At 37.0% G+C, this 13,708-nt stretch carries 10 protein-coding genes and 2 pseudogenes; 9 read left to right on the forward strand and 3 right to left on the reverse strand.

Annotated elements, in window-relative coordinates:
• From BLL40_RS15205 to BLL40_RS15220, 4 genes and pseudogenes are all read left to right on the forward strand, one after another.
• A partial coding sequence (locus BLL40_RS15205; RefSeq protein WP_143180132.1) for an aldehyde dehydrogenase family protein occupies positions 1–571 on the forward strand: 571 nt, incomplete at its 5' end.
• 18 nt (positions 572–589) lie between these two features.
• Positions 590–1,506: pseudogene (locus BLL40_RS15210) on the forward strand (isocitrate/isopropylmalate dehydrogenase family protein).
• A gap of 172 nt (positions 1,507–1,678) precedes the next feature.
• A pseudogene (locus BLL40_RS18260) lies at positions 1,679–3,060 on the forward strand (BCCT family transporter).
• A 566-nt stretch (positions 3,061–3,626) separates the two neighbouring features.
• Entirely contained in the window at positions 3,627–4,604 is a 978-nt protein-coding gene (locus BLL40_RS15220; RefSeq protein WP_073712714.1) for a ring-cleaving dioxygenase, read from the forward strand.
• A 148-nt stretch (positions 4,605–4,752) separates the two neighbouring features.
• Here BLL40_RS15220 and BLL40_RS17590 read toward each other — a convergent pair whose 3' ends face one another.
• From BLL40_RS17590 to BLL40_RS15230, 3 genes are all read right to left on the reverse strand, one after another.
• Positions 4,753–4,911 carry a hypothetical protein gene (locus tag BLL40_RS17590; RefSeq protein ID WP_173799935.1) on the reverse strand — a complete coding sequence of 53 codons (159 nt, stop codon included), beginning with the start codon at positions 4,909–4,911 and terminating at the stop codon, positions 4,753–4,755.
• A gap of 167 nt (positions 4,912–5,078) precedes the next feature.
• Complete coding sequence (locus tag BLL40_RS15225) at positions 5,079–5,492, reverse strand: YugN family protein (protein ID WP_425429429.1); 414 nt, start codon at positions 5,490–5,492, stop codon at positions 5,079–5,081.
• Positions 5,493–6,250: 758 nt separating this feature from the next.
• Positions 6,251–7,342 carry a carbohydrate kinase gene (locus BLL40_RS15230; RefSeq protein WP_073712716.1) on the reverse strand — a complete coding sequence of 364 codons (1,092 nt, stop codon included), beginning with the start codon at positions 7,340–7,342 and terminating at the stop codon, positions 6,251–6,253.
• Positions 7,343–8,074: 732 nt separating this feature from the next.
• On the opposite strand from BLL40_RS15230, the gene BLL40_RS15235 reads away from it, so the two are divergent.
• The 5 genes from BLL40_RS15235 (at position 8,075) to BLL40_RS15255 (ending at position 13,682) form a co-directional block, all read left to right on the forward strand.
• Entirely contained in the window at positions 8,075–8,974 is a 900-nt protein-coding gene (locus BLL40_RS15235; protein WP_073712784.1) for an EamA family transporter, read from the forward strand.
• 408 nt (positions 8,975–9,382) lie between these two features.
• Positions 9,383–10,477 (forward strand): carbohydrate kinase, encoded by a 1,095-nt coding sequence (locus tag BLL40_RS15240; RefSeq protein WP_245797972.1) that lies wholly within the window; start codon positions 9,383–9,385, stop codon positions 10,475–10,477.
• Positions 10,478–11,395, forward strand: a complete 918-nt coding sequence (locus BLL40_RS15245; RefSeq protein ID WP_073712718.1) for a pseudouridine-5'-phosphate glycosidase — start codon at positions 10,478–10,480, stop codon at positions 11,393–11,395.
• Positions 11,396–11,547: 152 nt separating this feature from the next.
• Positions 11,548–12,729 (forward strand): NupC/NupG family nucleoside CNT transporter, encoded by a 1,182-nt coding sequence (locus tag BLL40_RS15250; protein WP_073712719.1) that lies wholly within the window; start codon positions 11,548–11,550, stop codon positions 12,727–12,729.
• 23 nt (positions 12,730–12,752) lie between these two features.
• Complete coding sequence (locus BLL40_RS15255) at positions 12,753–13,682, forward strand: nucleoside hydrolase (protein ID WP_073712720.1); 930 nt, start codon at positions 12,753–12,755, stop codon at positions 13,680–13,682.
• Positions 13,683–13,708 lie beyond the last annotated feature (26 nt).

Consider the following 13,708-nt stretch of genomic DNA (forward strand, 5'->3'; position numbering starts at 1 on the left):
TCAGCGTATTTATGCACATGAAGAGGTCTATGAGGCATTTGTTGGGAAATTTGCCGAGGCAGCGAAACAGCTGAAAGTGGGCGATCCGTTTGATCCGGAGACGTATATTTCCGCGATGATCACAAAAAGAGAAACAGAACGCATTGCCGAATGGGTAGAAGAAACGAAAAACAGTGAAGCTGAAATTGCGGCGGGCGGAAACTTGACAAACGGTGTCTTCGAACCGACGATTATTACAAATGCTCATCATGAGTTAAATGTATCTTGCAGTGAAGCGTTTGCGCCGATTGTCGTGGTCAATAAAATCAGCTCTGTAGAAGAAGCGGTCGCTGAAGTGAATCACTCTAAGTTCGGCCTTCAGGCAGGGATTTACACAGAAAACATTACACATGCGCTTTATGCGGCGAAACATCTTCATGTCGGCGGCGTGATCATTAATGACGTGCCGACCTATCGTGTCGATCACATGCCATACGGCGGTGTGAAAGAAAGCGGTACAGGACGTGAAGGCCTGAAATATGCCGTCGAAGAAATGACAGAATTAAAGCTTATTGTTTGGAACCAGAACTAAAGAATTGAGGGGAAAGTTGTGAAACCATATAACATTGCCGTCATCGCAGGAGATGGAATCGGCCCTGAAGTCATCAACGAAGGTATCAACGTATTAAACACAATCAGTACAATCAATCCTGAATCCGAAAAAGTTTTGACCAGTACGTGAATATCCGCCCGGTTACACTGATCAAAGGGGCGCATTGTCCACTTTCCGATGTACAGCGTGAAGAGGTAGACATGCTGTTCATCCGGGAAAACAGTGAAGGAGAATATTCTGGTGCCGGTGACTGGCTATTCAAAGGAAAAGAGAACGAAGTTGTCCTTCAAACTAGTGTGTTTTCACGAAAAGGCACCGAGCGCATTATCCGCTATGCCTTTGAAACAGCCAAAAAGCAAGGGAAGACGTTAACGAGTATTAGTAAGGCCAATGCACTGAATTATTCAATGGTATTCTGGGACCAAGTATTTGAAGAAGTAGGCAAGGAATACCCGGAAGTTCAGACAGCGTCTTATCTGGTCGATGCCGCAGCTATGTTAATGATTAAAGACCCGAAACGATTCGAAGTGGTCGTCACATCCAACTTGTTTGGGGATATCTTAACGGATCTTGGGGCTGCACTGGCCGGTGGGATCGGTCTGGCCGCAGGTGCGAACATTAATCCTGAAAGAGAGTATCCGTCCATGTTTGAACCGATTCACGGCTCTGCCCCCGATATTGCGGGGCAAGGCAAAGCGAATCCGCTGGCCTCCATTTGGTCTGCTAGTCAAATGCTTGATTTCTTTGGATATGAGCAATATGGAAAAATGGTTTTGGAAGCGATCGAACAATTGCTTGTGGAAGGAACGGTCTTAACACCGGATATGGGTGGGACAGCCACTACTTCAGAAGTAGGAAAACGAGTAAATGAGCTATTGGTTTCAATTGCCACTTCCAAAAGTGTGAATAATTAAGTAGAATAGGCTCAGTATCCATGAATGAAGCTCATTCAAGATGCTGAGTCTTTTGAAAAATATTTTTTTATTTTTTTTTGGAAATGATTGTCGAAAAAAGTCGAATTAATAGAGGAGCGATGGGATGAAAAGATCCACGATAGACAAACAAATATTAAGTATTGCGCTTGTGATGGTTGGACTGTTGACGATTCCGATATTAATTAACCCGGAAAAAGGAACCTCGTTTTTGCAAAGTGTTTTAAATGTCATTACGAAAAACTTCGGACCGTTTTACTTATGGGCGTGTTTAGCCATTTTCGGTTTTTTACTCTGGCTGGCCTTCAGCCGCTATGGAAACATCAAACTGGGCACTACCAAACCGGAATTTTCAACGTTCAGCTGGCTGGCCCTCATTTTTACAGCCGGCATCGGATCAGGTATTATGTATTGGGGAATTATTGAGTGGTCCTTTTATTATACGGATCCGCCTTTTGCGCAGGAACCTCAAAGCCTTGGAGCGGCCGATTATGCATCAACGTATGGCATGTTCCATTGGGGATTTTCAGCTTGGGCGATTTACTGCCTGCCATCCATTCCGATTGCTTATGCTCTTCATATCCGTAAATACGACTCGGTTCGTTTAAGTACAGCCTGCCGGGGCATCATCGGTGACCATGCAGATGGGATTCTTGGGAAAATCATTGATGTTTGTTTTATGTTTGGATTAATTGGTGGAGTCGGCACGTCACTTGCACTTGGAACGCCGTTATTGGCAGAAGGACTGCATAGCGTATTCGGTTTCGAGAAAACGCTTACACTGAACTTGAGTATTGTCTTGGCGTTAACGGTCTTTTTCTCCATCTGTTTGTATTTTGGCTTGAAACGAGGATTGAAGCTTCTAAGCGACTGGAACTTGTATTTATACTTTGGACTACATTGTTTTACTGGGGATGGTGGTTTTCCTATGCGCCGTTTACCGGCATGTTCGCGGCTCGTATTTCAAAAGGAAGAACGATTCGCCAACTCATATTAGGCCAATTATTGGGCGGAACATTGGGCTGCTGGCTTGCTTTTGCGATTTTTGGCAACACTGGCATGTTCATGGAGCTGAATCATATCGTGCCCGTACTGGATATTTTAAATAAAGACGGTGCACCGGCTGCGATTTTAGCTACGTTAAAAGCGCTTCCACTAGGTGGCGTCATCATGGTGATTTATTTACTTGTGGCCGCTATATTCCTTGCGACAACCGTCAATTCGGGTGCATATACCTTAGCAGACGTCGCCTCTAAAAACTTGAAAGAGGGCGAGGAGCCTGCACGCTGGTATCGCGTATTTTGGGGAATGATTTTAACAAGTATTGCCCTTGTTTTAATGTACGGAGACGGCCTCGCTGCTCTTCAAACGCTCGCTATTATCACGGCCCTGCCGCTCGTTTTTATTATGGGGCTGATGGTAGCCTCGTTCATGAAGTGGCTGCGTGAAGACTATGGGACACCCCCGCCGCAGTATATGGAAAGCCCAAAAGAAGAACGGATTGAAATGGAACCCATTGATACGAAAGCACAATAAAAGAAAGACAAAAACAGATTAAGATTAAAAGGACTGACTCAAAAGCATTGCTTTTGAGTCAGTCCTTTTAATATATAGGAAAACTGCCTAAAGAAGGGGCCATTTTGATCATTACATCTCCATATATAATGGTAAAGCGCCTGATAATACGGCTAGGTTTGTAGAATGGATCGATCAGATGGAAGCTGGAGAGTTCAGAAGAGTGAAGTACGTTGTTTTTAAAAGGTTCTTCAAAAACGTCTTACGCTGCTTGATTTACTTGAGCAATATCTGGCTTGTGGATAGCCATTTGATCGGTTCATTGAGCTTCTTCTATCGTTAAAAGCCTGATATTTTTCCATTTTACCTAAAATGTTTTCAGATTCTTTAAGTATGACAGTAGGAGTTATATGTGAACTGGTATGGAGTAAACCCAGGAAATACAAGGGAGTTGCATCAAATTATATAATTGACAGCAAATATTAGCTATGATAAAATTATTTTGAATTAAAGATATATTAATTAAAGATATATTGATAAAAAGACAAACATAGGTACAAATTAAGGATTAATGGGAGGATTATAAAATGAGCAAATTAAAAGGAATCCATCATGTAACGGCGATTACAAGCAGTGCAGAAAAGAACTATGAATTTTTTACCTATGTGTTAGGGATGCGTTTAATAAAGAAAACCGTTAACCAAGATGACATCCAAACGTATCACTTATTTTTTGCGGACGATACAGGCAGTGCAGGTACAGATATGACATTCTTCGACTTCCCGGGCATTTCAAAAGGTGTCCATGGCACAAATGAGATATCTAAAACATCTTTCCGTGTACCGAGTGATGAAGCAATAGAGTATTGGTTAAAACGTTTTGAACGTCTAAATGTAAAGCATACAGGAATTAAAGAACAATTTGGTAAAAAGACCCTTTCTTTTGTTGATTTTGATGATCAACAATACCAATTGATTTCAGATGAAAACAATGAAGGTGTTGCGGCTGGTACACCGTGGCAAAAAGGGCCGATACCTCTACATTATGCGATTACAGGATTAGGACCTGTGTTTATTCGGATCGCTGAATTTGATTACTTTAAAGAAATGCTGGAAAAGGTTCTCTTATTTAAAGAAATAGATAAGTCCGGTTCCTTTCATTTATTTGAAGTAGGTGAAGGGGGAAATGGTGCGCAAGTCGTGGTAGAAAAAAATGAGATACTGCCTAAGGCACGACAAGGGTTTGGCACGGTTCACCATGTAGCATTCCGTGTTGAAGATCGTTCTATTTTAGAAGAATGGATCAAACGGATGCAAAGTTTCGGATTTCAAACGTCTGGTTATGTCAATCGTCACTTTTTCGAGTCATTATATGCAAGAGTGGCTCCGCAAATTTTATTTGAATTTGCAACAGATGGTCCAGGATTTATGAGCGATGAATCGTATGAAACACTTGGAGAAAAATTATCGTTGCCGCCATTTTTAGAACCAAAACGGGAAGAAATTGAAAAATTAGTACGCCCGATTGATACCGTCAGAAGCACGAAAGCATTTATGAAAGAATAGAGCGAAAAAGTTTGGTGAGGATTGACTGCTTCTAAAAAGAATCTGCACACTTCACTCACCTCGCATTCTTTAAATATCCAAAAGTTTATCGCAGATTCACTTTATTAAATAAAAAGAGTAAGCCCTAATTATTAGGACTTACTTTTTGTCATACTAGTGGAGGCGACTTTTGTTCTGCAGACTTGCCTTTTGAGCTCATGCCCATTCCTTTGAACTGATTCATTAGTTTTGTACGGGATTTTTCATTTCGAAGGAGATAAGCAGCTCCAAGTGCCAGTGTTGTCATCATTGTTTTGTTACCGACCATTACACGCACGCTCCTTTTTATTAAGGTTTACTCCTACATCATTCCCACTTGATTATAAAATAAACAAGGAGGAACATAAAACGTTCACTCGCCGTTGCTTATCTTTAATGAGTATGATGCCAAAGGAACAAAAATCTTTTCAATATACGGGTTCTTTCACGATCCACTTAATGTAAATAATCGATGATCCGTTTGACAGCCTGTTCACCAGCGTCTTCCCATTTGTTTTTATTTTTTATTTGTCCGTCTGTATCGAGAGGATCTTGGAATTGGTTAAAGCTAGAGGTGAGTAATGAACTTTGATCGTTGTCCAAACCAATATTGATGACGTGCTTGATGACAATGGGTGTTTGAAACTCAATTGAAGCATCGTACTCATCGAGTGCTCCATTTAACACACGGAAAGGGATTCTTAAATAAATGGTCTCGCCCCCATCACGGGATAAAATGGAATCAAAGCTCCCTTGATCATAACCCCAATTTCCTCCTAAATCATACCCGAGCGGTTTAAGCGTATCCTGTATATCACCAAAGTAAGCTTTTTTTCCTTCAATATCTGTTTGTAACTTCAGCACATTCATTCACTCCTTTTAAATAGTCAGTAACTATCCTTCACTAAAAATAGAACTAAAATACGTAAGCAGGAATTAAATTTTTTCCTAAAAATAGTTCCTATTTAAAAGAGTACGTTTTATATCGTAAGCTGATGGATGTTCATGAAGGCTCTGAAGGAACCTTTTTTCTTTCTGATACTATTCAAAAAACCTTAGAAAGAACAAGATAAGGGCAGCCATTATGAAGATGAATTAACTGTATTGAATCTTGTTCTTTTAATTGCTGCCGATGCAGCTCTGCTTGATCACTCATTTGTATAACAAACAGAGGAAATAACAGGAATCCGCAAAAGCATACTGATCAGAGAAAAGAAAAAATGGCTCGTTAAACACCACTAAGAAAATAACACCAGGCATCAACAAAAAATAATAAAAAAAGATTTTTTGAAACGCCAATCAATTTGAATTTAACGAGATCTTAAGAAACGATCTTCATTTAAATGCATCACATGTTTTGGGTTATCTGTGAACGATACTTCGGTTTCCTAAGCAATATCATCAGCGTCCTGTTTAAAAGTCGGAATGTTAAGAAATATAGTGACGAAAACAATACCTATATAAATAGAAGAAACACGTCAAAAAAGAGCATCTGCTTGGGAGAAAACAGATGCTCTTTTAACAAAAGGGGAAATAGTATTTTATGAATATGGCATTTTATACGAGTTAATCATTTCTAAAGTAATGAAAAGGAGGTATTTTTTCGGTAAAAATCAAATACGATTTCATCACGAAAACTGCTTTACTATTTCATGAATTTTTTCAAGTTTTAGAAATGATGATATAGATTCTTCAGTTTGGAGGGTCAGAGCAGCACCAGCAAGTCCTAATTGACAAGCATTAAATAGCGATTCTTCGTTCATGATTCCAAATATTACACATGAAGCAAATGCGTCACCAGCACCTGTGACATCAACAACATCCGTTTTGAAAGAAGGCAAATGCCCAGATTCCTCTGGAGAAAAATAATAAACCCCCTGATCACCAAGTGTGATAATAACTTTTTGAACGCCACGCTGTCTAATTTTCTCACAGGCTAATTGACAGTCCTTGATTGAGACGATTTCCATTTCAGCAAGCATCTCTGCTTCTTCCCGGTTAGGGATCAGTAGTTCTACACCATCAAGACGAAAAGGAAGTTTTCGTGCCTTGGCTGAAGATACAGGGTCAATGTATAAAGGAATGTTTTCATCGCTGCAGCGTTTAATTAAATAGCTGATACATTCCTTAGGAATATTCGTATCCAAAAAAACAGCTTGTGAGGCAACAATATAGGACCATTTTTCCTCAAACATGGAAGTTGATATTTTTTCGTATATATTCATATCAGCCATTGAGACAATACTTTCACCATTCGTATCCAATAAGGTGGTAAAAGTCCCTGTCCGTTCTGTTGGCAACACCCATACTTGGCTAACATCCACTCCTTGACTTTTCGTTTCCTTCAGTATCCAGTTACCCTCTTTGTCGTCTCCGACACAAGTCATAAGAGAAGTGCTACAGCCGAGTCGACTTAAATTTTCGGCAAAGTTGCGTGCTACACCGCCACAGGTTTCAGTAATTTTTACTGGATTGGATGAATATAGACGCACCTTTTGATTTGTTCGCGCTTTTCGGTCGGTGTTTGCCCCTCCGATACATACGATCGACGATTCTTCTCGGAGAATATAGCCACGTCCTTTGATTTCACCGCGTCTTGTCAGGTTAGCAATATAATTAGCAACCGCAGGTCGTGATAACCCAACTTTACTTGATAATTCCTGCTGTGAAATGAAAGGATTCATTTTTATGTAATTTAAAATTTGATTCTCTTTATCCATGAAACAACCTCATTTCTCCTTAAACAATAGTTTAAAGTATAATCAAATGTTTGTAAACGCTTAATTGTATAATCCAATTTTGAAAGTATTCTTATAGATTAGTTATAACAATAACTTTTTCTTTCTGTTTGTTTATAAAGATAGCCGATATTTCGTATGCTAAGTAAATATCGGCTATCTTTATGTCAAAATTGCTTTCAGGTTAATTCATACTCTTGAGCCATCTCTTTTCTATGCTTTCAATTCAAATAAAACTGCTCCTTTTGTGCTGAAATCCCGCTTTAGTTATAAAAATGAAAATTTTTATCCCGCAATAACGAGCAAGTAAGACCCCGCTTCAAGCCGTTGAAAAGAAAAGGAGGATAAACTGCCCGTAAAAGCCCGATTGGTTCGGGCCGGCCGAAGCCGGTCACTCAAGTATTGCCGCAGGACGCGGCGCTCTTTACCTGAGTTCCTTTTTATTCAGCGGGGGATGAAAGAAAATCCCCGCTGATGGCAGATTCACTTTATATGATTCTCATTACTAGTGACAGATAAATTATACGTGATCTAAATATTACAGACAGATGATATAGTCAATCCATTATAACCCAAAAAAAAATAGATTGTAAAAAAGTCTATCTGTAATTTATATTAGAGATTATGATTTTTTTGTTTCAGAAGAACTTTCAAAAATCATAATCATGATTTAATGCATAATTAAAAATTATAGGAGGAAGTAGAATGATGAAGATGTATCTGTACCCCCTGTTGGTAGTTATAGCAGCTAGTAGTTATGGCGTAGTTTCAACGATCATAAAACTAGCAATGCATAGTGGTTTTTCGGTCTCTGAAGCAGTTACAAGTCAATTTTTTATCGGTTTTTGCATCGCGGTGTGTATGTTCTTGCTTACAAACAGAACAAAATTAAGCTTTAATGGAGTTAAAATTCTTATCTTTGCAGGCGTTTTAACAGGGTTGACAAATATTCTATATGGTCATTCTTTGAACTATTTACCTGCATCTTTGGCAGTTGTACTACTATTTCAATTTACATGGATAGGCATGTTGATTTCTTGTATAACAAAACGCCAACTTCCCAGTCGAATTGAATTTCTTTCTTTAATAATCTTGGTTATGGGAACCATACCAGCAGCTGGCTTGATTGATGTTGATTTATCTCAAATACCTTTTCAAGGGTGGTTATGGGGGTTAGCGGCCGCTCTTTGTTATTCCCTATTTTTATTTGTTAACGGTAAGGCAACTACAAATATGACAACCTCTAATCGGTTAGTAATTGTTTCTTTCACTGCTTTTATGATGACGGCTGTTTTTCAGTCTCCAGAAATTATTTGGAATGGGACTTTGTTTAACGAAGGACTTTGGCTTTATGGTTTGGCATTGGGTTTATTTGGTATGATTATTCCAGTATACTTATTCACTATAGCAGTTCCTAAAGTTGGATTAGGTACGACATCAATATTGAGTGCTATTGAATTGCCAATCGCGGTGATGGTGTCAGTCATGTTATTAAGTGAAACTGTTACTACGCTGCAAATAGTAGGTATAGTAACCATAATTCTCGGTATGAGTTTACCAACACTGCTAAATAGAAGTATATTATTAAATAAAAATAAAGTTGCACAACAATAAGCAAAAAATAAATCTTATATGTAATGAAAATATTGCTGATAGAAAATGCCTCATCCAGGAAGACAAAGCGGATGAGGCATTTTTGATTTAGGCTCAACTTTAGGACTGTTTAGACTAGTCGTGTTTTCCTGGATCCGCATCCATTTTAAGAGCTAGTGAGTAACAAATTGTTGTTAAAGTTTTTTTGTTATTACTGGAAATATAGTACAGGTGTTTTGTATAGAGCTGATATTGTGTGGCGATATTACTATCTATAGCATTAACAAATTGTAACGATAAAAAAAATAATATGAAATAATGTTTTTTAATTAAAATACTATTGACAATCCGAAGTGAAAGCTTATACTAAACTTATGTTTTATTGATAAACATTTGTTTAGAGGGTGAGGTGTAAAAATGAATAATGATATTAATGGAAATGAAGAATTAATTTTAAGCATGATTAGAGAAAATCCATTTATTTCTCAACAGGAGTTATCAGAAATTGTAGGACTATCAATGTCATCAATTGCTAATATTATCTCTGAACTAATCAAGAAAGAGTATGTTATGGGCAAGGCATATGTTCTAAATGAAACAACCCCTATTATTTGTATCGGGGGAGCAAACGTAGATAGAAAATTCTATGCGAAATATGAAATTACGAATGAAACGTCTAATCCAGTAAAATCCTCTACATCAGTTGGAGGAGTAGCAAGAAATATTGCTGAAAACTTAGGAAGATTGGGTGAGGAAGTTGTCCTAATTTCAGCAAGTGGTCACGATTCAGAATGGGAAGAGATCTATGCTTTATCGTCACCTTTTATGAATTTAGAACATGTGGCTCGATTTGAAAATTCGTCAACAGGTTCCTATACAGCAGTTTTAGATAAGAATGGTGATTTATCAATTGCATTAGCAGACATGGATGTTTATGAAAATATTACTCCTGAATTGATGATAAAAAACAGTAATTTTCTTAGAAGAGCTAAATGTATCGTAGTGGATTTGAATTGTCCAAGCGAAACGATTGATTATATTTCTTCTTTCACATCTAAATATAATATTCCATTAGTCATTATCCCTGTATCGTCTCCAAAAATGAATAGGCTTCCAAAAACTTTGAGTGCAGTGAGTTGGCTCATTGTTAATAAAGATGAAACAGAAACTTTTATGAATATTAAAATCAATGATGAGAAGGACTGGGAAAATTCAGTTAAGAAGTGGTTAGAGTTAGGAGTCAAAAATGTAATTGTAACAAATGGATCAAAAGGTGTAATGTCCGGTTTAGAAAATGGCGAGATTCGTTATTTTCCAGCTATCGAAACACCAATGGTTGTTGATGTTACAGGTGCAGGGGATTCATTTTGTTCAGGAGTTATTTATTCTTGGCTGCAAAAGAAAGAATTCGATTACATTATTAAAGCTGGCATGGTTAATGCCCATAAAACAATTATGTCCAAATATACAGTTAGACAAGAATTATCACAAAAACAATTTACATTAGATATGGAGGCAATTTAAATGAAAAAGTATATTGAATTATCTGCAGAGGTACAACAAGCAAAAGAGGAAGGAAAAGCAATCGTTGCATTAGAATCTACGATTATTTCTCATGGTATGCCTTATCCTCAAAACGTAAAAATGGCTCGAGAAGTGGAACAAATTGTTCGTGATAACGGTGCTGTTCCAGCAACAATTGCGATCATTGATGGGAAAATTAAAATTGGTTTAACAGATGATGAATTAGAGTTATTTGGTAAAAGTTCAAATGTTGCTAAAGTATCAAGACGTGATTTAGCTCAAATTATTGCTACAAAACAACTAGGTGCAACGACTGTTGCAACAACAATGATTTGTGCTGATTTAGCAGATATCAAAATCTTTGTAACAGGTGGTATTGGCGGTGTTCATAAAGGGGCAGAAACGACGATGGATATCTCAGCTGACCTTGAAGAATTAGCTCAAACGGATGTAGCTGTAATTTGTGCAGGTGCTAAATCAATCCTAGATTTATCTCTTACACTAGAATACCTTGAAACAAAAGGGGTTCCTGTAATTGGATATGAAACGGAGTGCCTACCAGCATTCTACACTAGAAATAGTGAACATCAATTAAATTTCTCTACCGATTCAATCGATGTAATTGCTGAAACGTTAAAAACGAAATGGGAATTAAACCTTAACGGTGGAGCAGTAATCGCTAACCCGATTCCTGAAGAATATGCTATGGACGAAGACTATATCAATGGAATTATCGATCAAGCAATCAAAGAAGCAGAAGAAAATCACATTATTGGTAAAGATAGTACACCATTCTTGCTAGGGAAAATTAAAGAATTAACTGACGGTAAAAGCCTTGATGCCAATATAGAATTAGTAAAGCACAATGCTAAAGTAGGAAGTCAAATTGCCGTTAGTTTCAACAATAAAACGAAATAATATGAAATTTAGTTTGTAATTAGTATAAACTCAACTTCTATAAAGTTAAATTTCGTAAAATATTGTGATCCACAATATTGATATAACTAGACTTTATAGGAGTTGTTTTTCCTAAAAAATGAAAACGCTAACAATAAAAGGGGAGGATTCACATGAATTTTATTTTCTTAATAACAGGAATATTGCTTGTTTTTGGTATTGCTTTTCTAGTTAGTAATAATAGAAAACAAATAAAATATAAACGTATTCTGATTATGTTGTCTGTGCAAATCATTTTAGTTTACTTCATGATGAATACTAGTATAGGTTTAATTGCTATTACTAAAGTGGGTGTGTTTTTTGAAAAACTATTGAAGATTGCTGATACAGGAATTCAATTTGTATTTGGTGGTATGTTGAATCAAGGTGAATTTTCATTTTTCCTTGGAGTGTTATTGCCTCTTGTTTTTATGTCAGTATTAATAGGAATACTGAATTATATAAAAGTATTGCCATTCGTAATCAAATATATCGGTTTAGTTTTAAGTAAAATAACTGGAATGGGCAAACTAGAAAGTTATTTTGCTATATCTACAGCTGTACTTGGACAACCAGAAGTGTTCTTAACCATTATCAAACAAATTCCACTATTATCTCCAAAAAGACTTTACACAATATGTACTTCAGCAATGAGTGCAATAAGTATGGCGATGGTCGGAGCTTATATGACAATGTTAGAGCCTAAATATGTTGTAACAGCTGTTGTATTAAATATTTTCAGTGCACTTATCGTTGCTAATATTATTAATCCATATGATTTAGACGATGATGAGGATTTAATTCAAATTGAAAAAAATGAAAGACTTCCTTTTTTCCAAATGGTTGGAGAAAGTGTAATGGATGGATTTAAGATAGTTATTATTGTTGCTGCTATGCTATTGGGATTTATTTCCTTGATGGAATTGATTAATGTGATTTTTCTAGGCGCATTTCACGTTTCTTTCCAAACAGTTATTGGTTATATTTTTGCACCAATTGCTTTCTTAATGGGTGTTCCCTGGGCAGAAGGGGTACAAGCAGGTGGAATTATGGCTACAAAACTTATTACGAATGAATTTGTGGCAATGTTGAATTTTGGTGAAATTTCAAACCATCTTTCAGATAAAACAATTGCAATTGTATCCGTTTATTTAGTTAGTTTTGCGAATTTTGGAACTGTGGGAATCGTTGCAGGTTCAATCAAGTCAATCAGTGAAAAACAAGGGAGTCACGTTGCAAAATTTTCTTTAAAATTGTTGTTAGGTGCGACATTAGCATCTGTCATTTCAGGAACAATCATGGGTTTTGTAATGTAAATATTATATAGAGGTGAAATAGGATGACGAAAAGAAAAATAATTATGGATTGTGATCCAGGACATGATGATGCAATTGCCATTATATTAGCTGCTGTACAGCCTCAATTAGAGATTTTAGGCATAACAACGGTTTCAGGAAATGCAGAAATCGAAAAAACGACTATGAATGCATTAAAAATTTGCGATTTAGTTTCATTAACGGATGTTGTGGTTTCAAAAGGGGCAAGTGAGCCATTGGTTCGATTACGAGAAACTGCCCCTGGTATTCATGGAGACTCAGGGTTAGATGGTCCAGAGTTGCCTGAACCTTCTCGCAGCTGGAGTGAGGAACATGGTTTTGATACAATCATAAGACTTGTAAAAGAATCAAATGGTCCTGTTACAATTCTTCCAACAGGACCATTAACAAATATTGCTTTAGCTTTATCGAAAGCACCAGAAATTAAGGATAATATTGAAGAGATTGTACTTATGGGTGGTGGAACATTTGGTAACTGGACGCCAACTGCTGAATTTAATATTTGGGCTGACCCAGAAGCGGCAAAAAAAGTATTTGATAGTGGTATTCCAATAGTAGTTATGGGACTGGATATAACACATCAAGCCTTAGCAACAAAAGAAGTTATCGATCAAGTGAATAAAATTGATAACAATGTTGCAAAAATAGTTGGTGAATTATTAGTATTTTTTGCATCGACATATAAAGAAATGTTCGATTTTGATGGGGCACCAGTACATGATGTATTAACTGTCGCATATTGTGTTGCACCAGAATTGTTTAAGATGAAAGATGTAAATATTACAGTGGAAACTAAAGGGGAGTTTACTTCAGGAACAACGTTAATTGATCTACATGGGGTCACTGGTAGAGAAGTTAATGCTAAGTTTGGATTAGAACTTGATGTAGAAGGTTTTTGGAAGCTAATGATTGAAGCACTTAAAAAATACTAGAAACTAATATTGAAGGAAGTAAGTTT

Origin of the sequence: Domibacillus mangrovi, assembly GCF_001906925.1 — a bacterium.
GTDB classification, from domain to species: domain Bacteria; phylum Bacillota; class Bacilli; order Bacillales; family Domibacillaceae; genus Domibacillus; species Domibacillus mangrovi.